22 protein-coding genes are annotated in these 24,902 nt (G+C 69.6%); 14 read left to right on the top strand and 8 right to left on the bottom strand.

Annotated elements, in window-relative coordinates:
• Position 1 precedes the first annotated feature (1 nt).
• From ABD164_RS00170 to ABD164_RS00160, 3 genes are all read right to left on the bottom strand, one after another.
• Positions 2-871, bottom strand: coding sequence for a branched-chain amino acid ABC transporter permease (locus ABD164_RS00170; RefSeq protein ID WP_344292196.1), 870 nt, complete (start codon positions 869-871; stop codon positions 2-4).
• 10 nt (positions 872-881) lie between these two features.
• Positions 882-2,078, bottom strand: coding sequence for an ABC transporter substrate-binding protein (locus tag ABD164_RS00165; protein ID WP_344292194.1), 1,197 nt, complete (start codon positions 2,076-2,078; stop codon positions 882-884).
• Positions 2,079-2,323: 245 nt separating this feature from the next.
• Entirely contained in the window at positions 2,324-3,121 is a 798-nt protein-coding gene (locus tag ABD164_RS00160; protein ID WP_344292192.1) for a class I SAM-dependent methyltransferase, read from the bottom strand.
• Between the two features lie 123 nt (positions 3,122-3,244).
• On the opposite strand from ABD164_RS00160, the gene ABD164_RS00155 reads away from it, so the two are divergent.
• Positions 3,245-4,228, top strand: coding sequence for an FKBP-type peptidyl-prolyl cis-trans isomerase (locus tag ABD164_RS00155; protein WP_344292190.1), 984 nt, complete (start codon positions 3,245-3,247; stop codon positions 4,226-4,228).
• Between the two features lie 73 nt (positions 4,229-4,301).
• Here the strand turns inward: ABD164_RS00155 and ABD164_RS00150 are convergent, their stop codons facing one another.
• Both ABD164_RS00150 and ABD164_RS00145 read right to left on the bottom strand, forming a co-directional pair.
• Complete coding sequence (locus ABD164_RS00150; RefSeq protein ID WP_344292189.1) at positions 4,302-5,204, bottom strand: energy-coupling factor transporter transmembrane component T; 903 nt, start codon at positions 5,202-5,204, stop codon at positions 4,302-4,304.
• Positions 5,201-6,925 carry an ABC transporter ATP-binding protein gene (locus ABD164_RS00145; protein WP_344292187.1) on the bottom strand — a complete coding sequence of 575 codons (1,725 nt, stop codon included), beginning with the start codon at positions 6,923-6,925 and terminating at the stop codon, positions 5,201-5,203. The genes ABD164_RS00150 and ABD164_RS00145 overlap by 4 nt, the downstream gene beginning before the upstream one ends.
• Before the next feature lie 303 nt (positions 6,926-7,228).
• Here ABD164_RS00145 and ABD164_RS00140 point away from each other — a divergent pair, with 303 nt between their 5' ends.
• Complete coding sequence (locus tag ABD164_RS00140) at positions 7,229-7,645, top strand: transferase (RefSeq protein WP_344292185.1); 417 nt, start codon at positions 7,229-7,231, stop codon at positions 7,643-7,645.
• A gap of 64 nt (positions 7,646-7,709) precedes the next feature.
• Here ABD164_RS00140 and ABD164_RS00135 read toward each other — a convergent pair whose 3' ends face one another.
• Entirely contained in the window at positions 7,710-8,759 is a 1,050-nt protein-coding gene (locus tag ABD164_RS00135; protein ID WP_344292184.1) for an LLM class flavin-dependent oxidoreductase, read from the bottom strand.
• 235 nt (positions 8,760-8,994) lie between these two features.
• Between ABD164_RS00135 and ABD164_RS00130 the strand changes: the two genes are divergently transcribed.
• From ABD164_RS00130 to ABD164_RS00120, 3 genes are all read left to right on the top strand, one after another.
• A complete protein-coding gene (locus ABD164_RS00130; RefSeq protein ID WP_344292182.1) occupies positions 8,995-10,503 on the top strand; it encodes an FAD-binding oxidoreductase in 1,509 nt (502 codons plus the stop codon).
• Between the two features lie 86 nt (positions 10,504-10,589).
• A complete protein-coding gene (locus ABD164_RS00125) occupies positions 10,590-11,777 on the top strand; it encodes a hypothetical protein (protein ID WP_344292180.1) in 1,188 nt (395 codons plus the stop codon).
• 322 nt (positions 11,778-12,099) lie between these two features.
• Positions 12,100-12,306: a cupin domain-containing protein gene (locus ABD164_RS00120; RefSeq protein ID WP_344292178.1), complete on the top strand. Its 207-nt coding sequence runs from the start codon at positions 12,100-12,102 to the stop codon at positions 12,304-12,306.
• Positions 12,307-12,365: 59 nt separating this feature from the next.
• Here the strand turns inward: ABD164_RS00120 and ABD164_RS00115 are convergent, their stop codons facing one another.
• Complete coding sequence (locus ABD164_RS00115; RefSeq protein ID WP_344292177.1) at positions 12,366-13,523, bottom strand: PucR family transcriptional regulator; 1,158 nt, start codon at positions 13,521-13,523, stop codon at positions 12,366-12,368.
• Between the two features lie 127 nt (positions 13,524-13,650).
• On the opposite strand from ABD164_RS00115, the gene ABD164_RS00110 reads away from it, so the two are divergent.
• The 8 genes from ABD164_RS00110 to ABD164_RS00075 all read left to right on the top strand — a co-directional run bounded on the left by ABD164_RS00110 (position 13,651) and on the right by ABD164_RS00075 (position 23,412).
• Entirely contained in the window at positions 13,651-14,973 is a 1,323-nt protein-coding gene (locus ABD164_RS00110) for an MFS transporter (protein WP_344292175.1), read from the top strand.
• A 21-nt stretch (positions 14,974-14,994) separates the two neighbouring features.
• A complete protein-coding gene (locus tag ABD164_RS00105) occupies positions 14,995-16,323 on the top strand; it encodes an ArgE/DapE family deacylase (RefSeq protein WP_344292172.1) in 1,329 nt (442 codons plus the stop codon).
• A gap of 225 nt (positions 16,324-16,548) precedes the next feature.
• Positions 16,549-17,928, top strand: coding sequence for an MFS transporter (locus ABD164_RS00100; RefSeq protein WP_344292171.1), 1,380 nt, complete (start codon positions 16,549-16,551; stop codon positions 17,926-17,928).
• A complete protein-coding gene (locus ABD164_RS00095; RefSeq protein ID WP_344292169.1) occupies positions 17,925-18,314 on the top strand; it encodes a RidA family protein in 390 nt (129 codons plus the stop codon). The genes ABD164_RS00100 and ABD164_RS00095 overlap by 4 nt, the downstream gene beginning before the upstream one ends.
• Complete coding sequence (locus ABD164_RS00090) at positions 18,307-18,972, top strand: RraA family protein (protein WP_344292166.1); 666 nt, start codon at positions 18,307-18,309, stop codon at positions 18,970-18,972. Before ABD164_RS00095 ends, ABD164_RS00090 begins: the two co-directional genes overlap by 8 nt.
• Positions 18,969-20,690 carry a thiamine pyrophosphate-dependent enzyme gene (locus ABD164_RS00085; protein WP_344292164.1) on the top strand — a complete coding sequence of 574 codons (1,722 nt, stop codon included), beginning with the start codon at positions 18,969-18,971 and terminating at the stop codon, positions 20,688-20,690. Before ABD164_RS00090 ends, ABD164_RS00085 begins: the two co-directional genes overlap by 4 nt.
• A gap of 35 nt (positions 20,691-20,725) precedes the next feature.
• Positions 20,726-22,030, top strand: a complete 1,305-nt coding sequence (locus ABD164_RS00080; protein ID WP_344292162.1) for a M20 family metallo-hydrolase — start codon at positions 20,726-20,728, stop codon at positions 22,028-22,030.
• Positions 22,027-23,412, top strand: coding sequence for an NAD-dependent succinate-semialdehyde dehydrogenase (locus ABD164_RS00075; protein WP_344292161.1), 1,386 nt, complete (start codon positions 22,027-22,029; stop codon positions 23,410-23,412). Before ABD164_RS00080 ends, ABD164_RS00075 begins: the two co-directional genes overlap by 4 nt.
• 9 nt (positions 23,413-23,421) lie before the next feature.
• On the opposite strand, the gene ABD164_RS00070 is transcribed toward ABD164_RS00075, so the two are convergent.
• Positions 23,422-23,763, bottom strand: a complete 342-nt coding sequence (locus tag ABD164_RS00070; RefSeq protein ID WP_344292159.1) for a hypothetical protein — start codon at positions 23,761-23,763, stop codon at positions 23,422-23,424.
• A 125-nt stretch (positions 23,764-23,888) separates the two neighbouring features.
• Here ABD164_RS00070 and ABD164_RS00065 point away from each other — a divergent pair, with 125 nt between their 5' ends.
• Positions 23,889-24,893, top strand: coding sequence for an LLM class F420-dependent oxidoreductase (locus ABD164_RS00065; RefSeq protein ID WP_344292157.1), 1,005 nt, complete (start codon positions 23,889-23,891; stop codon positions 24,891-24,893).
• The last annotated feature ends 9 nt before the right edge of the window (positions 24,894-24,902 follow it).

Below are 24,902 nucleotides of genomic sequence, written 5' to 3'. Positions count from 1 at the left end.
GTCAGACCCTTACCGCGTTCGGGCGCAGCACGAGGCCCGCCGGCCGGATGATGAGCACGATGATGAGGATGAAGAACGCGACCGCGTCCTTCCACCCGGACGCCACATAGCCCGCGACGTACGACTCGAGGATGCCGAGCAGCAGCGCCCCGACGATCGCCGCGCGGAACGACACGAGGCCGCCGAGCACGGCCGCCACGAATCCCTTCAACCCGAGCAGCAGTCCGCCCGACCAGATCGAAAGGTAGATGGGCGACGAGACGACGCCCGCGACCGCACCCACGAAACCGGCGATGGCGAAGGCGATGATGGATGCCGCAGCCGGCGAGATGCCGACGATGCGCGCCGCGACGGGCTGCTCTGCGGAGGCGCGAAGCGCCTTGCCCCAGCGGGTCTTCTCATAGAAGAGCAGCACGCCGCCGCCGACCACGATGAGCGCGCCGAGCATCCAGAGTTCCTGCGAGCGGATGCTGACCCCGCCGATGACGAGGTCTTCGCCGGGGAACGCGGGCAGGCGCCTGGCCTCGGCGCCCCAGACGAGCAGCATGATCGCCTGCAGCAGCGTCGACACACCGAGCGTCAGGATGATCGACACGAGCGTCGTGAGGTTCTTGACGCGCGAGATCACGAGCCGCTCGATGAGTACCGAGGCGAGGGTGACGCTGACGAGTGCGACGAGGATGGCGAGGGGGAGCGGCAGGCCGGCGCTCACGAGCGAGATGCTCCCGAGGCCTGCCAGCATCGCGTAATCGCCCTGCGCGATGTTCACGACGTGCCGCACCGTGTAGGTGGCGATGAGGCCGACGGCGAGCAGGGCGTACACGGAGCCCTGCGACAACCCTGCCGCCGTCAGCTGGAGGAAATCGGTCAACGGACGCGGCTTACTCTTCGTTGAGGTTCCAGCGACCGCCTTCGGCGATCGCCATGATGAGCGCGTCGGCGGTGAGGCCCGAGTGGTTCTCGGGAGTCATCGTGAAGATGCCCGAGATGCCCACGAACTCGGTGGTCGCCTCGATCGCGTCGCGCAGTGCCTGGGGCTCGGTGCCGGCCTCTTCGATTGCCGCGACGCCGATCTTCCATGCGTCGTAGGCGTGGCCGGCGAAGCTCGACGGGGACTCGCCGAAGGCCTCGCTGTAGTCGGCGATGAACTGGTCGATGACCTCTTTCTGAGGGTCGTCGGCGGGCAGCTGGTCGGCGACGAGCAGGCGGCCCATCGGGGCGATGACGCCCTCTGCAGCAGGGCCGGCAGCCTCGAAGAACGCGTCGTTCGCGACACCGTGCGACTGGTACACGGGCTTGTCGACGCCGATCTGCACGTAGGCGGCCTGCGCGAGACCGGCCGACGGCGTGATGCCCCAGATGATGACCGCGTCAGCGTCTGCCGCCCGGAGGTTCGTCATCTGTGCGGTGAAGTCGGTCGCGCTCGGCTCGAACGCCTCGGTCGCGGTGAGCGTGATGCCGCGCTCGGCGCCCAGCTCGGTGATGATGTCGGCGATGCCCTCGCCGAAGCCTGTCGCGTCGCGGGCGAGGGCGATCTTCGTGTAGCCCTTCGACTCGGCGTCGTCGAGGATGCGCTCGAGCACGACCAGGTCGTTCTGCGCCGTCTTGAAGACCCACTCGGAACCGTCGACGATGGCGGCGTTCGCCGCAACCGAGATGGTCGGCATCTGGGCGGCCTCGACGAGCGGGCGCATGGCCAGGCTCGGGCCGGTGCGCGAGGCGCCGATGATGAGGTCGACGTCATCGTTCTCGATGAGCTGCGTCGTGGCGCGGGCGGCGCCGTCTTCGGTGGACTGGTTGTCTTCGATGATCAACTCGACCTCGCGGCCGTTGATGCCGCCGTCTTCGTTGAGCTGGTCGGCGAGCATGTTCAGGGTGTTCTGCTCGGGCACGCCGAGGTTGGCGCCGACACCGGTGATGTCGAGCACAGCGCCGATCTTGATGGGACCCTCTTCGGCGGCGCCGTCGCCGCCACCGTTGTCGCCGCCGAAGTTCGAGGCGGAGCATCCGGTGAATGCGAGTGCGATGGATGCCGCGACCGCGGCGGGAACGAGCAGACGGCGATGGGCACGGTGCATGGGGGGAACTCTCCTTTGAGCCTTCTCGGGTTCTCGCGCTGAGTGAGACCGACTTCATGACCGACCATTCGGTCACTATTTCGATGCTTACGAAGATACGTTGCGTCAGGAGGCATCCGCAAGCCATCGTGATGCAACCGAGACACGGATTCGCGCGTGCCCGATCCCGATCGACGGGGCGCTCAGCGCGAAGGAGACTCCGACACTGATGCCACACGGCATCAGTGTCGGAGTCGTCGGAGTCGTCAGCCAGGGCGGTGGCCGACGGCGATCAGCGTCGTGAGATCGACCGAGGTTGCGCCGCGCTCGGCGAGCGTCGCGAGGAAGCGCGCGCGCACCGCCGCGATGGCGTCGTCGTCGAGTTCACCGAGCGCGTCGCGCAGCCCGGTGCCGAGCACGACCGTCCAGGCGATCTCGTCGGTGAGGTCGAGGTGTCGCTGCACGTTCTCGGCGCGCACGCCGACGAGGCCGAGTCCCGTGAGCCAGTGTGCGAGGCTCCCGGGCGAATGCAGCACGTCGACCTCTGGTGCCGGCGCCGCGTCGTCGCCGGGCAGCACGCCCGTGAGGATCTCCCGCAGCGGCTCGAGGGCTCCGGGTGCCCACGTCGTGATCGCCACGCGCCCGCCCGGCGCGGCCCGTTCGATGAGGTGCTGCGTGCCCGCGTCGAGGTCGGTGAACGTGGTCACGCCGAGTACGCACTGCACGAGGTCGTAGCCGGTCGTCTCCCACGTGGTGGCGTCGGCGACGTGCAACTTCAGCTGGGGCATCCGATCGCCTGCGCGCTCGCGCGCGATGTCGATGAGCTCGGCAGACCCGTCGACCGCGTCGACCAGGCCACCGATGCCGACGAGCTCGGCCGTCGGCAGTGCGGATGCCCCGTCACGCGCGCACGCGTCGAGCACGAGTTCGTCGAACCGCGGGCGGGCCCGTGCCACCGCGGCCGTCGAGATCGGATTCCAGATCAGCTCGTCGAGATCGGCGATGGATGTCGCTGCATGCGCGAGACCCCCGACGATTTCGGGTTCGCCCGTCGTGTCCCCCATGCGCCCATTGTCGCGCGCCTGCCACCGGTTTCATGGGATTCAGGCAATCGAAAGGCGAACAGTGCAGACTTGGACGACCTGCGTTCAGCATTCTCGTCTCCGATCGAATCGAGCCTCACCCTCATGAATCGTGCACTGCGCCGTGCCGCGCCCATCGCGCTCGCCTCAGCCGCGGCCCTCCTTCTCGCCGGCTGCGCCGGCGGCACTGCCCCAGAAGCCTCCGAGACCCCGGCTGCAGCCGAGTGCATGGACGTCGCTTCGGGCTCGGTGAGCGAGGGCGTCACCGTCGAGGGCGAGTTCCCGGGGTCGCCGACCGCGACCTTCACCACCCCGCTCGTGACCGAGAAGCTCGAGCGCACCGTCGCCATCGAGGGCGACGGCGACGTGACCGAGGCCGGCCAGAAGATCAACGCCGTCGTCACCCTGTACTCGGCTGCCTCGGGCGACGAGCTCCTCTCACAGCCCGCCCAGATCACCGTGGGCGACGAGACGGTGTTCGACGCGTTCCGCGCGGGCATCGACTGCGTCCCGCTGGGCTCGCGCACCGTAACGGTCGCTCCAGCCGCAGCGCTCTACGACGGCCAGGGCAACGAGCAGATCGGCCTGCCTGCCGACGAGGACGTCGTCATCGTCATCGACGTCGTCGAGGTGCAGGAGCCGCTGAAGCCCGCCGAGTGGACCGAGAACGTGCCCGAGGTGAAGTTCGGCGCCGAGGGCGAAGCCCCCACCGTGACCCTGCCGAAGGTCGACGCACCGACCGAGCTGCAGATGAAGGTGCTCGAGGAGGGCGACGGCGACACGGTCGGTGAGGGCGACAGCGTCACCGTGCACTACCAGGGCATCAGCTGGGACACCGGCGAGGTCTTCGACCAGAGCTACACCCGCGGAGAGCCCTCGACGTTCACGACCGACGGTGTCATCCAGGGCTTCGGCGCCGCGCTCGTCGGCCAGAAGGTCGGCACGAAGCTCATCGTCGTGATCCCGCCGGAGTTCGCGTACGGCACCGACCCCGCCGCGCACGAGCTCGGTGGCCAGACGCTGGTGTTCCTCGTCGAGATCGAGGGCACCGAACCCCCCGCCGGGGGCACCGAGCCGCCTTCGCAGTAGCCGAGGCTCGTCGGTCGAGTAGACCCGCCGGCGCCGTGTCGAGACCCGGGTCTCGATACGCTCGCTGCGCTCGCTACTCGACCGGCGAGGACGCCACGCCGACCTGCAACGCCACCAGGTACACCGCGGCTCCAACGGCCCAGAACATGACGACGAACACCGTGTCGCGACTCCGCCACCGGCTGAGCGTGCGCTCGGTGCGGGTGTCGTGTGCGCCGAATGCCCGGGCGTCCATGGCCAGCGCCACCCGCTCGGCGTGGCGGATCGCACTTGCCAGCAGCGGGATCGAGTAACCGAGGCCCCTCCGCACCGCGGCGACGGGTCCGCGTCGGGTGTCGGTTCCGCGAACCCGGTGGGCGGCGCGGATCACCTCGAGTTCGTGCCCGAACCTCGGCACGAAGCGCAGCGCCGCGAGCGCCGTGTAGCCGACGCGGTAGGGCACCCGCAGGTTCTGCACCATCGCGCGAACGAACTCGGGTCCCGTCGAGGTGAGGCCCGCGACGAGCGAGAGCATGAGCAGCGCAGCAAGGCGCAGCGACGTCGCCAGCCCCACGAGGTAGGCGGCGAGGGTGAACTGCCACTCGCCGACGTGCACGAGCACCACCGATGCCGCGGCACTCGTCGCGTCGATGCGCGACGGGTCGACCCACACGCCGAACGTCACGCCGAGCGCGAGCACGGCGGCCGGCGTGCCGAGCACGAGCGCGAGCACACCCTTCGGTGTGAGCCGGGCCCCGACGAGCAGCAGTGCCATCGCGAGCACGATGAACGCGATCGGAACGGCGAAGCCCCGCGTGAACACGAGCGCGACCATGAACGGCAGGGGTGCGGCGAGCTTCGCGAGCGGGTTGAGCGCATACAGGAATCGGATGCCCCGTGCCGGGTGCTGCTCGGCGAACGGGTCGGGATGTGCGGGCGCCGGAGTCGTCGGAACGGGCCCCGTGTGTGCGGTGTCGTGAGTCGTCGGCGCACTCATGCCGCCGCCTCGGGCGCTCGCGGGAGTTGGGACATCCGGCTCACCCCATGCCATTCGGGGTGGTTCGCCAGGCCGCGCGTCGCCCTCGCGAGCGGGGGGTGACGCAGTCCGGCCTCGTCGATCAGCGGGCCCGCGAGCACCTCGGCCGAGGGGCCGGTGCCGAGGATGCGGCCGTCGCGCATGACGACGACGCGGGTCGCGTAGTCGGCCACGAGTTGCAGGTCGTGCGTGACGACGAGCACCGTCGTGCCCTGGTCGTTGAGTTCGCGCAGCATGTCGAGCAGCTCGGCGGCGCGCTCGCGGTCCTGGCCGAACGTCGGCTCGTCGAGCGCGAGCACCGGGGCGCCCGCGATGAGTGCGGTGCCGACCGACAGACGACGCTTTTGCCCGCCCGAGAGCAGGAACGGATGCTGGTCGCGCAACTGCTCGAGCCCGAAGCGGCGCAGCATGCGCATCGCGGCCTCGGGCCGGTCGGTCTCGGGGATGCCGTGCACGCGCAGGCCGAGCTCGAGCTCGCCGAGCACGCTGTGCGCGACGAACTGGTGCTCTGGGTTCTGGAACACGAACCCGATTCGGCGCGAGAGCGTGCGCGCGTCGGCGCGGGTGGGATCGAGGCCGAGCAGGTCGACCGTGCCGGCGGGCGGCGGGATGACGCCGGCGATCGCCTGCAGGAGCGAGGTCTTGCCGGCCCCGTTGGTGCCGACGATCGCGACGAAGTCGCCCGCAACGACGTCGAGGTCGACCTCGTGCACGACGACTGGACCCCGACGCCCGCCCCGGCGCACCGAGAGCCCTCGCACCGCGATCGCGGGCTCGCGTGCATTGGTTCCGACCTGAATCGCCGGCTGCGGGGCGGGGAGAACGGGGTGGGCGTCGAGCGCGGTCGCGAGCTCGGCCGGGGTGAGCGGCAGCGGGTCGAGGGTCACGCCGGCGTCGCGCAACCGCATCGCGGCGAGTGTCGAGACCGGCAGCCAGACGCCGAGCTCGAGCAGTTCGGCGGCGCGCTCGCGCAGCACGTCGCGTGCGGGCCCGTCGATCACGAGGCGCCCCGCGGCGTCGAGCACGACGACCCGGTCGACGATGTCGACGGCCGCGTCGAGGTTGTGCTCGACGAGCACGATGGCGTGGTCGCGATCGCTCGCGAGCTCGCGCAGCACCGCGTAGACCTCGTCGATGCCGGCGGGGTCGAGGTTGGCCGTGGGCTCGTCGAGCACGAGCACCGGCGCGGCCATGGCGAGGGCGCAGGCGATGGCGAGGCGCTGCCGCCCGCCGCCCGACAGCCGGTCGGGGTTCTCGTGACGGCGCTCCCACAGACCCACGAGCTTGAGGGCCCGCTCGGCGCGCGCCAGCACCTCGTCGACCGGCACGAGCTGGTTCTCGGGGCCGAAGGCCACCTCGTCGAGCAGCGTGGCGGTGACGACCTGCGCGTCTGGGTCTTGGAACACCATCGCCACGTGCTCGCTCAGCACGCCCACGCTGTGGTCGCGGCTGTCGAGTCCCGCAATGCGCACGGTTCCTGAAAGCTCGGCGGGCACGGCATGCGGCACGAGCCCGTCGAGCGCGAGCGCGAGCGTCGACTTGCCGCACCCCGACGGGCCGAGCAGCAGCACGACTTCGCCCGCCGAGATCGACAACGTCACTTCGTCTGGCGTCGCCCGCGTCGCGCCCTCGTGGCGGATGCGCACGCGCTCGAGTTCGAGCAACGGGGAATCGGCGGTCATAAGCGGTCCCGGGTCATGCCGGCGGGTGCGTCGGCGGGAGTCAACGCCGACGGCGTCGGCTTAGGACAGCCTAACTTGCGCGCGGCATCGCGGCTGCGGCGAGCTCCTGCTCGATGGCGGCAGCCACGCAGGGCGGCGACGGCATCGGTACTGGCACTGACAGTTGATCGAACCGCTGAACGCACCTCGAATGCTGCGCCGAACGCGCCGCTCGAACGGTGCGCACCCCCGGGAATGCCCCGGTCAGCTTCGATGTTGTACATATGTCCGGGCGTGGAGCCACCGCGCCGGAAGGAGGAGCACGTGGGCATCAGCTATGTCGAGTTCGAGGACGAAGCCGGGATCACGCGTCGCTACCGCAAGCACGTGAACGGCCGCGGCCTCGTGGCCACGACCGCCAAGGTCGACCCGACCGCGTTCGTCGACCCGAAGGCCTACGTCGACCCCGGCGCCGAGGTGCAGCGCGCCGCCCAGATCGGTCCCGGCGCGTGGATCGAGAGCGACGCCATCGTCGCCGAGCGCGCCGTCATCGGCGTGAACGCGCACATCGGCCGTCGCGCCGTCGTGGGCCGCAACGCCGTCGTGGGTCCCTATGCGACCCTCGGCGAAGGCGCACGCGTGCAGAACGGCGCGCGCGTACCCCGCGAGACCACGATCGCCGCGGGCGACGAGTACCACGCGTCGACGCAGGATCTGCGTCGCCTGGGTCTCGCCGCCTGACGGCCGAGAACAGACGAACGGATGTCCCGGGCGCGAGCCCGGGACATCCGTCATGTTTCGAGCGCTACGCGACCGCCCGTGCCGCGAGCAGCTCGAGCGTCTGCTCGCGGCCGGGCGCGGCATCGGCGGGTTCGGCGTCGAACGACCCGCCGATCGGCGACACCATGACCTCGTCGATGCCGTGCCGTTCGGCGAGGCGCCGGAGCTCGGCACCGGCCCCCGCGGCGTCCGCGATGATCCACCGCTTCTCCATCGCAGCGATGACCTCGTCGCCGATCGTGTCGGTGGGCGCGGACTGCGCCTCTTCGACGGTCTCGAGCGGGCGCATCGGACGGTTGGTGCGCAACCGCGCCATCGAGCGCAGCTGCGGCAGCGCCCGCGCCCGCGCCTCCTCGACGGTCGGTGCGACCGACGCATTCACGGTGAGGAACGTTTCGGGCACCGGGTGCGCTTCGCTCGCCTGGTAATCGGTGCGGTACAGCTCGAGCGCGCGCTCGAGTCCGTCGCCCGAGAAGTGGTTCGCGAACACGTACGGCAGGCCCAGCGACGCGGCGAGTTTCGCCGAATAGTCGCTCGATCCGAGCAGCCACAGCGTCGGGACATCCGTCGCCGCCGGCGTCGCCGTGATCGCGTACTCGCGCCCGCTCGTGAGCCGCAACGACGCGCCGTCGGGCTGAAGCAGCGACAGGATGTCGGCGATGTGGTCGGGGAAGCGGTCGACATCGGCGGTGGGCCCCGAGATGCGCAGCAGCTGCGTGATCACCGGGTCGCTGCCGGGCGCCCGCCCGATGCCGAGGTCGATGCGGCCGGGCGCGAGCGCCTCGAGCGCCGCGAACTGCTCGGCGACGACCAGCGGTGCGTGGTTGGGCAGCATCACGCCGCCCGAGCCGACGCGGATGCGTTCGGTCTGCGCCGCGATCGACGCGATCAGCACGGGCGGGGTCGTCGACGCGACGGCAGGCATGTTGTGGTGCTCGGCGAACCAATAGCGGGTGTAGCCGAGCCGGTCGGCGAGCTTCGCGAGGCGAACGGATGCCGCGACCGCCTGCCTGCTCGTCTGGCCCGAGCGAACGGGAACGAGGTCGAGAACCGAGAGTCGCAGCGCAGTGTCCATCCCAGATCGCAACCGCCACGAGGCATCCGATATTCCGGCGGCGCAACGCACGCCGTCGCGCCCTGCGAGCGTTGCGGGATATCCCTGACGCGATCGCAGGGGACTCACTGACGCGGCGCACCGGCGCCGGGCCTTGGATGGGGTCTCGTTGCGAGCGCCGTGCGATTCCGCCCGGCCGTCGAGTACCGGCCCCCGCCGTCCGGCCCGCGACTGAGTCCCCGAAAGGAACACCACCGTGAACTCCCCTGTGTCTGCTGCCGCGCAGCCTGCCACGCAGCCCGACCTCGACGCCATCGTCACCGACCTGTTCGAGGCCTCGCGCTTCAACGACGACGACTCCGACCTCACGCTGCACGAGGTGCTCGCGAACCTCGCCGCCACCGTCACCGGCCGCGTGCTGACCCCCGCCGATGCCGGCTGGAACGAAGCGCGATCCGCCTGGAACCTCGCGGTCGACCAGCGACCCGCCGCGGTCGTCGTCGCCGCGAGCGACGCTGACATCGCCCACACCGTGCGCGTCGCGAAGCGACTCGGCCTGGCGGTCGCCCCCCAGAGCACCGGCCACAACGCCGGGCCGCTCGCCGCTGACGACGGTCTCGCCGATGCGATCCTGCTGCGCATGCATGAGCTGCGTGGCGTCGAGGTCGACGTCGAGCGGCGCATCGCCCGTGCAGAGGCCGGTGCCCAGTGGGGCGACGTGGTCGCCGCGGCCGCCGCGCACGGGCTGACCGCACTCGCCGGGTCGTCGCACGACGTCGGCGTCGTGGGCTACACGCTCGGCGGCGGCATCAGCTGGCTGGCCCGCACCTACGGCGTCGCCGCGAACCACGTGGTCGCGATCGAACTCGTCACGGCCGACGGTGTTCGCCGCCGGGTCGACGCCGAGCACGAGCCCGAGCTGTTCTGGGCGCTTCGCGGCGGCGGCGGTGCCTTCGGCGTCGTCACCGCCATCGAGTTCAACCTCTTCGAGATCCCCGAGGTCGTCGCAGGCATGCTGCTCTGGCCCATCGAGCGCGCCGAAGAGGTGCTGCAGGCATGGGCGGGCTGGACCGCCGAGGCGCCCGACTCCGTGACCTCGGTCGGCCGTGTGCTGCGCCTCCCGCCGCTGCCCGACCTGCCCCCGTTCCTCTCGGGCCGGTCACTCGTGGTCGTCGAGGCCGCGATCCTCGAGTCGCCCGATCGCGCCGATGAACTGCTCGGGCCGCTGCGCGACCTCGGTCCCGAGATCGACACGGTGCACCCGCAGCCGACGGCCGAGCTGCTGCAGCTGCACATGGACCCGCCCGGGCCGACCCCCGGCATCGGCGACGGCATGATGCTCGCCGAACTGCCGCCGGCTGCGGTGCGTGCGTTCCTGGCCGCCGTCGGTGCGGATGTCGCGACCGACCTGCTGTCGGCCGAGATCCGCCACATCGGAGCGGGCCTGCGGCCCGAGGCCGCCGTGGCCCGTGCCGAGGCGACCGGCTCGGCGATGCCCGGCGTGACCGCCGGATTCGACGCGGAGTACCTCGTCTTCGCGGCCGGGATCGCGATTCCGGGTGCTCACGATGGCGTTGTGGCGTCGCTCGGCCGCCTGCTTTCGCGCATCGAACCGTGGCGCGCATCGCTCGATTACTTGAACTTCGCCGAGCACTCGCGCACGGCTGAGCGCTTCTTCGGCGCCCGGCTCGAACGGCTCCGTGCCGTCAAGCACGCGGTCGACCCGACCGGGGTCATGCGGTCGAACCACCCGGTCGGCCGATAGGTCTGCCAGAGGGGTGTCGCTCGCCTCCGGACCTTCATAGGCTGGAGGACAGCGACATCGTCGTCGCGCGATCGGGGGAGGAACGTATGACCGTCCACTACCAATTGCCTACCGCGGCCGACTTCGCCACTCTGGCAGGAACCCATCACCCGTCGATCACGATCTATGCGTCGACCTCGCCCGTCGTGAGCGAGCGTGAACGCTCGGCCGTGGCCGTGAAGAGCGCCTTCGACGACGCGATCGAACAGGTCAAGGCCTCGGGTGCGTCGAACGCCGAACTCGAGGCGCTGCGGGCCGAGCGCAACTCGATCGTCGGCGACCAGCAGTTGTGGGCGGGGCTCTCGCGTTCGATCGCGATCTTCGTCGGCCCCGACTGCAGCGAGGTGTTCGTGCTGCCCAACCGGCTCGATGACGCCGTGCACGTCGGCTCGCACTTCACACTCGGGCAGCTGCTTCGCGCACCGAGCCAAGACCAAGAAGCATATGCACTCACGGTTTCGGCCAACGAATGGTCGCTCTGGCACGCCACCCCCACCGATCGCGCGGTGAAGCTCGAGGTCGACACCGCGGCCGCTGCGAACGTCGAGGCGGCGACGCATCGCGAGCCGGGCGAGGTGCGACCGCGTGGCGGTCGCCTCCGCGGCGACCGCAGCCGGCTCACCGGCGACGAGGGCAAGAAGACACTCTCCGACATCTACGCCAAACGCGTCGCCGACACCGTTCGCGGGGAGCTCATGAAGCTCGACCCCGACCTGAAGGTGCCGATCTTCGTGTTCGCCACCGAACCGCTGCTCAGCCAGCTCATGGACCGCGCCAAGAGCGGGCGCCGGGTGATCCCAGTGCCCGGCAACCCCGACGAGCTCGGGGCCGCTGAGGTCGACGAGGCCATCCGCCTGCAGCTCGCCCGCCTCAATGTCACCGAGGCCGAGGCTGAACTGCGCGACCTCACCGAGGGCACGGCCGGGCGGGTCGAGCGCGACCTGGCGGCGATCGGCCGCGAGGCCGCCGACGGCGCGGTCGAGCGCTTCTGGTTCGACTTCACGTCATCGGTGAACGGGACTCTCGACCGCGAGACCGGTGCGATCGAGTTCGCCAGCGACCACGGATCGGGCCAGACGCTCGCCGACGGCACCCACGCCGGCGACCTGCTGCCGCAGCTCGCGCTGCTCGTCATCTCGAAGGGCGGCAAGGTCGTCACCGTGCGAAGCGACGACTTCGACGGAGGGGTCTGGGACGGCCCGGCGATCGCCGAGCTCAGGTTCGCACTGGCGTGAAGCGATGTGCACGACGGATGCCACAGGTCGTCCCCGTGGCATCCCGTATCACGAAGGTCGTGACGCCACCGTGAGGGCCGAGCGATTCCAAGTCGATCTTCGAGGCAGCGTCGGTAGCGTTGATAGCTTGCTCTGGTGCCCCCACCGCGGGACGGTGATCGATTCGCGCGCTCGGCTGGAGCACACCGACTGAGGAGTAGCGATGGCGATGCACGCACGATCCACGATCACCTCCGACGATTCGCGCTTGCGGATCACACGGTGGGAGTTCGCGAAGGACGGTGCTCGCACGGGGCCGCACACCCACGAGTTCGACTACATCGTGGTGCCGATCACCGGCGGCAGGCTTTCGGTGGAGCGCGAGGCGGAGACCCCGATCGAACTCGTCCAGGTTGCGGGGGTGTCGTATCTGGGTCAAGCCGGCACCTCGCACGACGTTGTGAATCTCAGTCGCGGTCTCGTCGTGTTCGTCGAAGTCGAACTGAAATCGGCTGGCGAAGGCGTCCGCGACTCCAGCGCCGTCTCGTGATGAGCCGTCACGGGTCCGGCGCGGTCAGGCCTCCCCGCGCCGCGCGGCACGCACCATCATCAGCCGGCTGAGCCGGACGCAACACTGCCGTCGGACACGGCGAGCACGAGCCGGATGGTGCCCGCGTCGTAGGGCACGGTCGGGTCGAGCCCGGTCGCCTCCGAGAACCGGTTCAACCGGTTGAGTATCGTGTTCCGGTGACAGTACAACGCCTCTGATGTGCGCGTGATCGACCCGCTCTCGAGGTACTGCTGCACGGCCTCGATCTGCAGCGCCCGCTCCCGGTCGGGCACTGTGGCGAGTGGCGCGAGCGCCTGCCGTGCGTATGCGCGGATGACCCGGTCCAGGCGATCTGCGGCCAAGCGGTCCCAGTGCCGGTCGAGCGTGGCCGCCTCGTCTGGGCGTTGCACCAGCGCGGCGAGTTCGCGCGCCGCCCGCCACATCGCGCCGAGTTCCTCGACGCCGGCAGCGATCGGCGACAGGCCCGTGGGCGTAGCGCGTAGCGCGGCCGCCATCTCCTCGCCCAAGGATGACGCTTCGATGATCGTGAACTCGACACCGCCGAGCCGGTCGATCGTCGCAGTCGGAAATGCGGAACGGATCGCAGCGCGGAATTCGCCAGCGTACTGCGAGCTGCCGACCGCGACCAAGAACTCCCCGTCGGGGTCGAGGTCCAACGTCTCAGCCGCCTGCGCGTACAGCCGCGGATCGTGGGCGGTCTCCTCGAGAAGGCGACGAAGCAGGAATGCCCGGGCGAGCTCGAGTTCACGGTCCATGTCGGCGAGCTCGGCCATGTACCCGGCGTGAACACTGATTGTGTGCACCTCGACCGCATCCCAGATGGTGACGACCTCATCTGAGAAGGCGGGCATCTCGGCTTCGTCGACGTATGTGCGCATGGCGTTCCACAGGAAGCGGAAGTCCATTCGCACCGCCCGTAGCAGCGAATCGAGAGGGATGCCCTGGCGCGCGCGGCGCCGACCGAGTGCATCGGAGTGCGCGGTCAACTGCGCATCGAGGTCTGCGCCGGCAATGAGGCCGAAGAGCATCTCGAGAGATGCCTTCGCGGCTCGGAAGAGTTCGTCGTCGTCGATCACCGAGTCGAGATACCCCGAGAGCTCGCGCACCTCGCGCACGTAGCGCCAGGCGATCGCGTCGATGTCCCGAAGGCAGGTCGTCGCGATCCGCCGCGCGAAGGACCCAGGTTCGTTATGCATCTGCACATCCTACGGCTCGATTTGGTGCGGTTTCACGGTTGTGGGGCACATCTTCGTCATTCACCATTGTTGAGGGACGATCACCTCCCGACCGCCGTGACGTTCGCCCAATTCAACGGAGAAACCCATGTCAGACAAAGCCCCCGTGCATTCGCCTGCGACGGCGATCGAGGTCAGCGGGTCCGATGCGGCGCGGATCGCGTGGGCGGCCTTCGTCGGTACCGCGCTCGAGTGGTACGACTACTTCCTGTTCGGCACGGCCGCCGCGCTCGTATTCAACCGGCTCTTCTTCACCGAACTGGATGCCACTGCGGCGACGCTCGCCGCGTTCGCCACGTTCGGGGTCGGCTTCGCCGCCCGGCCGCTCGGTGCGCTCCTGTTCGGGTACATCGGCGACCGCTACGGTCGTCGCCCGGCATTGCTCATCACGATCGTCATGATCGGCTGCGCGACCGGGCTGATCGGACTCCTGCCCGATTACCTGGCGATCGGCATCGCCGCGCCGATCATGCTCGCGGTGCTGCGCCTGATGCAGGGTCTCGCGGTCGGGGGCGAATGGGGCGGGGCGATGACCCTCGCGGTCGAGCATGCCCCGATCGAGCGGCGCGGGCGGTTCGCGGCGCTCATCCAGATCGGGTCGCCGGTCGGCACCTTGATCTCCTCGGGCGCGTTCGCGCTCGTGCTGCTGCTGCCCCCCGATGCGTTCGACGCATGGGGGTGGCGCCTGCCGTTCCTCGGAGCGTTCCCACTGCTCGCCGTCGCACTCTACATCCGACTCAAGGTCGAGGAGTCGCCGATCTTCAAGGACCTCGTCGCGCTCGACGAGCGCGCGAAGATCCCCGCCCTCGAAGTGTTCCGGAAGTCCGGCGGCCGGCTCCTCGTGGCCATCGCGGCGGCCCTGCTCGGCGTCGGTGGTTTCTACCTGATGACGACGTTCGTCGTGAGCTATGGCACGAACACGCTCGGAGTCGACCGCGGTGTGATGGTGAACGCGACGCTCGTGGCGGCCGTCTCCCAGATCGTCGTCACGGTGTTCGCGGGTCGATTCGCCGAGCGATTCGGACCCGGTCGCATGACCGTCGTCGGCGGACTCGCCACTGCCGCAGCGGCGTTCCCGCTGTTCTGGCTCATCGACACCGAGAGTCCGTTCGCGATCGTGGCGGCGGTGACGATCGGCATCGCACTCATCACCATCGCCTATGCGGTCACGGGCGCACTGCTCACCGACCTGTTCCCGCCCAGTCTCCGCTACAGCGGCGTCTCACTCGGGTACAACATCGCGGGCGCCCTGAGCGGCTTCCTCCCGCTCATCGCCACGGCATTCCTCGCGGCGACCGGAGGAGCGTCTTGGTCGGCCGCCCTACTGCTCATCGGCATCTCACTCATCACCGCGCTCGGCGGCGCCATCGGGGAACGCCTCCGCGTCCACGATAAGCCGATCGTGCACTGAACCCAGTTAGGACGAACACCCATGCAACTCCAGCCCGACCACGTCCGGCGTATCGTCGAGGCGGTCGACGCCGCGTTCGACGACCAGCTCGCATTCACCCAGGACCTCGTGCGGCACCCGTCGCTGCGGACGCAGGAGGCATCCGCACAGGATCTGCTCTACGACGCAATGCGCGCGCGGGGCCTCGAGATGGATCGGTGGGATCTCGACCCCGAGCAGCTCGCCACGCATCCCGGCGCAGGACGAATCGCAGTCTCGTACGAGAACGTGGGCAACGTGGTCGGCACCTACCGGCCGACCGAGGAGCAGGGTAGGTCGCTGATCCTCAACGGCCACGTCGACGTGGTGCCCGAAGGGCCGCTCGGCGAGTGGTCGCGATCGCCTTGGGATGCCCCCATCCTCGACGGGTGGCTCTACGGGCGAGGCAGCGGCGACATGAAGGCCGGCCTCGTCGCGAACCTCTTCGCCTTCGATGCGATTCGGGCAGCCGGGCTCGAGCCCACAGGGCGGATCCACTTCCAATCGGTGGTCGAGGAGGAGTGCACCGGCAACGGGTCGCTCTCGGCGCTGCAGCGCGGGTATCGCGCCGACGCGGTGTTGATCCCCGAGCCTGAGGAGGACATGCTCGTGCGGGCGAACACAGGAGTCATCTGGTTCACGGTCTGTGTGGCCGGCCGGCCGATCCATCCGCGGGAGATGAATGCCGGGTTCAACGCGATCGACGCCGCATACCACGTGATGGGCCGACTGCGCGAGCTCGAAGCTCGATGGAATGCCCAGAAGGGCGATCACCGGTACTTCGAAGATCTCGACCACCCCATCAACTTCAACCTCGGCGGAATCCGCGGCGGCGATTGGCCGTCGAGCGTGCCTGCATGGTGCGAACTCGACGTGCGTGTCGCGCTGTATCCGGGTGTCACGGCCGACGACGCGTGGGCCGAGATCAGCGACTGCCTCGCTTCGGTGACGGCGGATGACGCGGGGAACCCACTGGAGGCCACCGCGACGCGGAACGGGTTCTATTCCGAGGGATACGTGCTCGAGGAAGGATCCGACGCCGAATCGGCGCTGCGGGGCGCGCACCGCGAGGTCTTCCGAGACGAGCTCGCGTCCTTCACGACTCCCGGATATCTCGATGCCCGGGTATTCGCCCTGTACGCAGACACCCCGGCGCTCGTCTACGGCCCGATATCGGAGGCGATCCACGGGTACGACGAACGCGTCGATATCGAATCGGTCCGGCGCATCACGAAGTCGATCGCGTTGTTCATCGCGGAATGGTGCGGCGTAACCGCCTCGACGGGGGTTGAAGCTGTCTCGTCCGGGCGCGAGGCGGTGCCGGTGGCCTGACGCTGCGGGTGGATGCCCGGTGGCGGCGCCCCGCCAGCACGCGACGGCCGAGGAATGGGCGATTGCCTGATCCTCGGCCGTTGCATCTGCGTATTGTGGCGCACGCTGGCCTCAGCTTGTGCATATGCACACGAAGTCGCCGAATCCATGTGCGGTTTTCGATTGCATCCGTCGGCTCGGGCCGATGAGAGTAGACCAACCCTTTCAACAGACCTGGAGGATCTCGTGATCACCACCCCCACGCCGGCAGCGCCGCCGGCTGAATCCGGTCGCCTCGACCGCGCCAAGATGAAGAAGATCTCCCTTGCGAGCGTGATCGGCACCACCGTCGAGTGGTACGACCTGTTCCTCTTCGGCACCGCATCGGCGCTCGTCTTCAATCAGGTGTTCTTCCCCGACCTCGACCCCGCGGTCGGCACGATCCTCTCGTTCCTCACCTTCGCGTCCGCGTACCTCGCCCGCATCGTCGGTGCGATCCTCTTCGGCCACTTCGGCGACCGGCTCGGCCGCAAGTCGATGCTGCTGATCTCGCTCATCACGATGGGCGCCGCGACGTTTGCGATCGGGCTCATCCCCGACTTCGCGACGATCGGCCTCGCCGCCCCGTTCATCCTGCTCTCGCTCCGGCTGATCCAGGGTCTGGCCCTCGGCGGCGAGTGGGGCGGGGCCGTGCTCATGACGGTCGAGCACGCGCCGGCGGCCAAGCGAGGTTGGTACGGCTCACTCGTGCAGGTCGGCGTCCCGGCCGGCACCCTCATCGCCAACCTCGCCTTCCTCATCGTCGCCGCCGCCGTCGACAACGAGGCACTCGTTGCGTGGGCGTGGCGAATCCCGTTCCTCGCCTCGGCGATCCTCGTCGGCGTCGGTATCTACATCCGCCTCAACATCGAGGAGACCCCGAGCTTCCGCAAGGTGCGCGAGCGCGGCGCCAAGGCGAAGCTCCCGTTCGCCTACCTCCTCCGCCACTACTGGAAGCAGGTGCTCCTCGGGGGTATCGCCACTCTGTCGACGGGCTCGACCTTCACGCTCCTCGTCGCGTCGGGGGTCAACTACGGCACCGCCGAACTCGGTCACTCGAACAACCTGATGCTGTGGGCTGTGCTCGTCTCGTGCATCGTCGCGTTCGTGGCAATCCCCGCGTTCGGTCGTCTGTCCGACCGGGTCGGTCGCAAGCCGGTGATCGCCGCCGGTATCATCGCCGAAGCGGTGCTCGCGTTCCCCTTCTTCTGGATCCTCGACACCGGCAACGAGGCGCTCGTCTTCGTGGCGTATTCGCTCATGATGCTCGCGTTCTCGGCGAACTACGGTCCGATCGCCACCTTCCTCGCCGAGCTGTTCGGCGCGAAGGTGCGTTACTCCGGCCTCTCGGTCTCGTACATGCTGTCGGGGCTCCTGGGCTCGGCGATCACGCCCGCGATCACCGTCGCCCTGCTCACGATCACGGGACAGAGCTCGTCGATCGCCTGGTATGTCGGCGGTGCTGCGGTGCTGTCACTGGTCGCGCTCGTGCTCCTCGCAGAAGGCCGCTACCGCAACATCGATGTGGTCGACACGACCGATCCGGTCGACGCGGAGCAGGTGCCCGCCGAGGCGATCGCCCGATGAGCATCAGGAGGGTGCGGACCGTCGACGGGCTCGGCCAGCCGGTCGGCGCGTTCTCGCAGGCGGTCATTGCCAACGGTGTCGTGTACACCTCGGGTCAGATCCCCGCGGGAGCCGACGGCAGCATGCCGGCGGACTTCGACGGGCAGCTCGAGGCGACGCTCGAGAACCTCCGCACCCTCCTCGACGGCGTCGGCAGCGGCATCGACCACGTCGTCAAGGTGAACGGCTACCTGACCGACGCCGCACAGCTCGAGTCGTACAACCGCATCTACACCCGCTGGTTCGGCGACCACCTCCCGGCGCGCACGACCGTCTGCGTCGAACTCTGGGGGGTCGCCCTCGAACTCGAGTGCGTTGCACTGCTGAAAGAGGAATCGGATGCCTGAGGCAGCGCTTGCGCCCACCGACGCGCTGCTCGAGGCCCTCGCCGGCGTCGAGTTGCCCACACTCGGTCACTTCCTCGAGGACGGGTTCTGCGATCTGCGCCTCCGCCCGATCAGCGAGGTCTCGCGCATGGCGGGCCCGGCCGTGACCGTCGACCTGACCGAGCCCGACGCGATCGCAGTGAACCGGGCGCTGCTCCGGGTCCAGCCGGGCGACGTGCTCGTCATCCGGGTCCACGGAGGCCGTCACGCGCCCGTCGGAGCAGTCACCGCCGCGGCGGCGATCGCGCGCGGAGCGGCGGGCATCGTAGTCGAGGGCCCGGTCACGGATGTCGCGGCGCTACGCGCCACCGCGCACGTGCTCCCCGTTTTCGCAACCGGCATCACGCCGCTCACTACTAAACGACTCGGTACCGCGGTCGACGGCGTCGGCGCGCCCGTCGTCGTGGGCGGGGTCGCCATCGCGACCGGTGATCTCGTCGCCGGCGACGAGAACGGCGTGCTGGCGTTCGCGCCCGGGTCGGTCGACCCCGCCGTGTTCGCCGACGCGCTTCGCTCCGACCTCGACGAGCCCGAACTCATCAGCCGCATCCGCCGCCGCGACCCGCTGGAGACGCTCCTCGCCATCCAGCCCCCGATTTCCCGAAAGGCCACCCCATGACCAGCGCGACCACGACCCGACCGGTGCCCACGATCGATCGGGCGGCACCCGAGACGACAGATCCGCGCGGCACGCGCGCGGCATCCACCCTGCAGTCGGCCGGCCACCTGATCGTCGCCCAGCTCGAGCGGGAGGGTGTCGAACGTGTCTACGGCGTGCCGGGCGAGTCGTACCTCGACGTGCTCGACGGCCTGCACGACGCGTCCATCGAGACCGTCATCACCCGCCACGAGGGCGGCGCGGCGTTCATGGCGCTCGCCGAGGGGCGACTCACCGGCCGGCCGGGCGTCGCGATGGTCACCCGCGGCCCGGGCGCGGCCAACGCGTTCATCGCGGTGCACACCGCCTGGCAGGATGCCACGCCCATGGTGCTCTTCGTCGGGCTCATCCCGGTTCCCGACCGGGGCCGCGAGGCGTTCCAGGAGTTCGACCTCACCGGATGGTTCGGCAGCACCGCCAAGCATGTCACCACGCTCGACGACCCGACGTCGGCCGCGCGCGTCGTCTCGGACGCCATCCGGATCGCGAGGAGCGGTCGTCCCGGCCCTGTGGTCATCGGACTCCCGGAGGACATCATCCGACTGTCGGCAGAGGGCGCGACGACGCTCGAGCCTGCCCCGGCGGCGCGGCCTGAAGCCGGTCCGTCGGCCATCGCCGAGCTCGTCGGCCGATTCGACCGAGCCCAGCGCCCGCTGATCGTCGTCGGCGGCGAGGGGTGGTCGACCCAGACTGGTCGCGACCTCGTCGACTGGGCGGGCCGGCACTGCATCCCGGTCGTCGCCGACTTCCGAGCGTACGACGCCGTGCCGCACGACGGCGCGCACGGCGCATACGTGGGCGCGCTCGGATACGGCAGGAGCGATCACGCCGCCGCCCTCTTCGACGATGCCGATCTCCTCGTCTTCGTCGGCACGTCGCGCACCGACGTGCTGAGCGACGGCTACCGCCTCGGCCACGACGCCGAGACCGTGCTCGTCCTCGCCGGCGATCCCGTCGGGCACTCCGGGCGGCTCGACCAGCTGATCGCGTCGGATGCCGCGGGGCTCGTCGCGAACCTGCCGGCGACGCTCGGCCGCTCCTTCGACGAGATGCGCTTGCGTGCCGCCCGTGAGGCGCACGTCCGGTACTCGACGCCCTCCGCCGCCGGGCTCGAGAACGAGGGTCCGTACATCGATCTCACGGCTGTCATGTCCGTGCTGCGCGAAGAGCTCGCGCACGATGCCGTGATCACCTTCGGCGCCGGGAACCACGCGATCTGGCCGGCCCGTTACCTCGAGCACCGCGCACCTGCCACGCTCGTCGCCCCGCGTAACGGCGCGATGGGCATGGGCATCCCGGCGGCCGTCGCGGCAGCCCTCGCCTTCCCCGGCCGTGAGGTCGTCTCGATCGCCGGAGACGGGTGCTTCCTCATGAACGGGCAGGAGCTCGCCACCGCCGTCGGCTACGGGGCGCCGTTCATCGCGATCGTCGTCGACAACGGCGTGTATGCCACGATCCGCGAGCATCAGGAGGCCCACTACCCGGGCAGACCGTCGGGCACGCACCTCACGAATCCCGACTTCGCTGCGCTCGCGCGCTCGTTCGGTGGGTACGGCGAGACCGTCGCCGATACGGCGGACTTCCGCGATGCCTACCGGCGCGCTCGCGCGAGCCGCCTTCCCGCGGTGCTGCACCTGCGGCAGGACCCCGGGGTGCGCGCACCCTCGACCGCGGCATGAGCCTCACACCACCGTCCCGCCCAGAAGGAGTTCCCATGACCACCGAGATGGCCGAGACCATCGGCGCCGCGACCGTCACGCTCGAGCAGGCGGAGGCCTTCCTGCGCGACTTCGCGAAGATGAGCGAGTTCGGCGCCACCCCGAACGGCGGCGTCGACCGGCAGGCCGCGAGTGAGGCCGATATCGCGCAGCGGCGCTGGTTCGCGGGGTTGCTCGAGTCCCATGGCTTCCGGGTCGAGTACGACCGGATCGGCAACCAGTTCGGGCTGCTCGAACTCATGCCGGGCGCTCCGTACGTGGTGGTGGGTTCGCACATGGATTCGCAGCCCACCGCGGGTCGGTACGACGGCGCGTACGGCGTCTTGGCGGGTGCACACGCGGCATTCCGCCTCGCGGAGGAGTGGCGCGCCGAGGCGGTGATCCCGCGATACAACCTCGCGGTCGTCAACTGGTTCAACGAGGAGGGCTCGCGCTTCGTCCCCTCGATGATGGGCTCGAGCGTCTACACGGGAGTCCTCCCGGTCGGTCAGGCGCTCGCCACGACCGACCGCGCCGGCGTCTCGGTCGCCGAGGCGCTCGCACCCACCGGCTTCCTGGGCGACGGAGACGGCCCGCCCGCGGCGTTCTGCGCTGAGATCCACATCGAGCAGGGTCGCCTGCTCGAGAACGCGGGCACGACGATCGGGCTCGTGTCGGCGAGCTGGGCGGCGAGCAAGTACGTCGTGACGGTCGAGGGTGCGCAGGCGCACTCCGGCGCGACGATCATGGACGACCGCCAGGACGCCCTCTACGGTGCCGCGCTGCTCGTGGTGTTCGCACGCGAACTCGCCGACCGCTTCCCCGGCGCACTGCACACCGCAGTCGGCCAGCTCGACGTCTACCCGAACTCGCCGGTCGTCGTGGCATCGGAGGTGAAGCTCCTGCTCGATCTTCGGTGCGCCGACGAGGCTGTGCTCGCCGAGGCGAATGCGCTGCTGCACGAGCGGTTCGCCGAGATCGAGCGGGTCGCGAACGTCGGCATCAGCCAGACGTTGTCACACGAATGGGGCATCAACCCGTACCAGCCTGAGGGCGTCGCACTCGCGCGAGCGGCCGCCGAACGACTCGGGTACGCCCACGGCGAGATCCTCACCGTCGCCGGACACGACTCGATCAACATGAAAGAGATGGTGCCGACCGTCATGCTCTTCGTGCCATCCGTCGAGGGGGTCTCGCACAATGAGGGCGAGTACACGCGCGACGACGACCTGGTCGCGGGACTCGACGTGCTCACCGACGTCGTCCGACGCCTCGCGCATGGCGAGCTCGCGGCATCTGCCGGGATGAAGGTGCAGGCATGAGGGCCGCGACCGAGTACCGCGTCACCGACCCCACGACGAACCGAGTCGTGCGCCGAATCGAGACCGCGGGCGACGAGCAGGTCGACGACGCCGTCATTCGTGCCGACGTCGCGTACCGCACTTGGCGCCGTCGGCCGATCGAGGAGCGCGCGACGTTCCTCGCCGCAGTCGCGGCCGAGTACCGCGCCGACCGCGAACGGCTCGCCGCGATCATCACCCGCGAGATGGGCAAGACCACGGCGGAGGCGCTCGGCGAGGTCGATCTGGTCGCCGACATCTACGACTACTACGCCCAGAACGGCCCGGCCTTCGCCGCCGACAGGCGGCTCGACACCGCCCGGGGCGAGGCCGTGGTGCGCTCGGTGCCGATCGGGGTGCTGCTGGGCATCATGCCGTGGAACTACCCGTACTACCAGGTGGCCCGGTTCGCGGCGCCGAATCTGGTGCTCGGCAACACGATCGTGTTGAAGCACGCGCCGAGCTGCCCGGAGTCAGCTGCGGCGATCGCCGAGCTCTTCGACCGGGTGGGCCTGCCGACCGGCACATACGAGAACGTCTACGCCTCCGAGGCGCAGGTTGCCCGGATCATCGAAGCTCCGGCGGTGCAGGGTGTCTCGCTGACCGGATCCGAGCGGGCGGGCCGCGCCGTCGGCGAGCTCGCAGGTCGCGCCATGAAGAAGTTCGTGCTCGAGCTCGGCGGCTCCGACCCGTTCATCGTGCTCGCCGACGCGGATCTCGACGCCGCGGCGGCTGCGGCCGTCGCCGGCCGGATGTCGAATGCGGGTCAGGCGTGCACGGCGTCCAAGCGCTTCATCGTGCTCGACGAGGTTTACGACGCGTTCGTCAACCGGTTCGCACGTCGCGTGCAGGAGTTGCGCATCGGCGATCCGACGGATCCCGAGGTTGCGTTCGGGCCGTTGTCGTCGGAGGCAGCCGCTGCCATGGTGATCGAACAGGTCGCTGACGCGCTAATGCAGGGGGCTACCGCGCTCACCGGCGGCCGGCGCATCGATCGCGAGGGAGCCTTCATCGAGCCGACGATCCTCACCGACGTGCCGCCAGCCGCGCGTGCATACCGCGAGGAGATCTTCGGCCCGGTCGCCGTCGTCTACCGCGTGGCGACCGTTGATGAGGCGATCCATCTCGCCAACGACACCCCATTCGGTCTCGGCAGCGTGGTCTTTGGTGCCGATCCGGCGCTCATCGCCGAGGTCGCCGATCGCCTCGACGTCGGCATGGTGTCGATCAACGGGCCCTCGCAGACTCAGGCCGATCTGCCGTTCGGCGGCGTCAAGGCGTCCGGAGTCGGTCGTGAGCTGGGCGAGTACGGCATGGCGGAGTTCGTGAACCGCAAGTTGATCCGAACGCACACAGGGGTGTAGCGATGCGCTTCACGAGAACGAAGGCACGCGGTGGCGCAGCGGGAGGCTGAATCCCTCACGCCACCTGAAGCCGATGACGACCTCGCGGGCGCTCCGCCCCTCGATCATCGCCTCGAACGAGACGCGCGAACGCGAGCCCGTCCGGGGCTCCCGCGGGGGTGTCTCGCGCAGTTCGAGCACGATGGCTTCGGGCCGGTGCGCGGTGCCGATGCCACCGGCGACGAGTTCGAGTCGCCAACCGGGGGTGGGGCACACTCCGCGGCCGGTGACTCGGATGATTCGGGTATCGGAGGTCTCGACCACCGTGGCATCGAAATCGTCCGGGTTGATCTCGCAGTGGAGCTCGGTCATGCCACGGACCATACGGGGCTGACCCGCCGCCGTCATCAGGGGTAGCGCTGATTCGCAGAGGGAGGCGTCGCGGCGCCCCGACGGCGAGCCGCTCGCATCACGCCACCGGCCATAGGCTGGCGACCATGCGTTTCGGAATGTTCGTCCCCCAGGGCTGGCGTCACGACCTCGTCGGCATCGATACTCGCGACCAGTGGCAGGCGATGCACGGCCTCGCTGCGTACGCCGACGCCCCCGCCTCTGGGTGGGACACGATCTGGGTCTACGACCACTTCCACACCGTGCCGACGCCGTCGCTCACCGAGGCGACGCACGAGGCGTGGTCGCTCATGGCGGCGTACGCCGCGTCGACCAGCCGCGTGCGCATCGGCCAGATGTGCACGTGCATGAGCTACCGCGACCCCGCGTACCTCGCGAAGGTCGCCGCGACGGTCGACGTCATCTCGGGGGGTCGCCTCGACATGGGCATCGGGGGCGGCTGGTACGAGCACGAGTGGCGCGCCTACGGCTATGGCTTCCCGCCCATCCCCGAGCGCCTCGGCCGCCTGCGCGAAGGCGTCGAGATCATGCATCAGGCGTGGACGACCGGGCAGGCGACCCTCGACGGCGCGTACTACCAGGTCGACGGCGCGATCGTGCAGCCGCAGCCCCTGCAGGCCGGCGGCATTCCGATCTGGGTCGCCGGCGGGGGGGAGAAGGTCACGCTGAAGATCGCCGCCAGGTACGCCTCGTACACGAACTTCGGCGGCACGCCCGAGGAGTTCGCCCACAAGAGCGACGTGCTGCGCGGGCACTGCGAGACCCTCGGCCGGGATTTCTCGTCGATCACGCGATCGACCGAGTTCCGCGCCGTGATCGGCACCGATGCGGCGGATGTCGCGGCTCGACTCGATCGCATCGAGGCGCGGGTCGCGCCGTACCTCGGCCCCGAGGCGACCGCACGCTACATGGGCGAGTACCGCAACCGCAGCCCGCATACGCTCGTCGGCACGCCCGCCGAGATCGTCGCGCTGCTCGAGGAGCGCCGCGAGCTCGGGCTCGGCTACACCGTGATCTACAACCCTGAAGCGGCCTACGACGGCTCGGGCCTCGAGCTGTTCGCCGCCGAGGTCATGCCCGCGCTGCGTTGATGCGAGAGT

Source organism: Agromyces neolithicus (genome assembly GCF_039529735.1).
In the GTDB taxonomy this organism is placed as follows: domain Bacteria; phylum Actinomycetota; class Actinomycetes; order Actinomycetales; family Microbacteriaceae; genus Agromyces; species Agromyces neolithicus.
The sequence above is the reverse complement of the archived record's forward strand: the minus strand, read 5'-3'. Positions and strand labels throughout refer to the sequence as shown.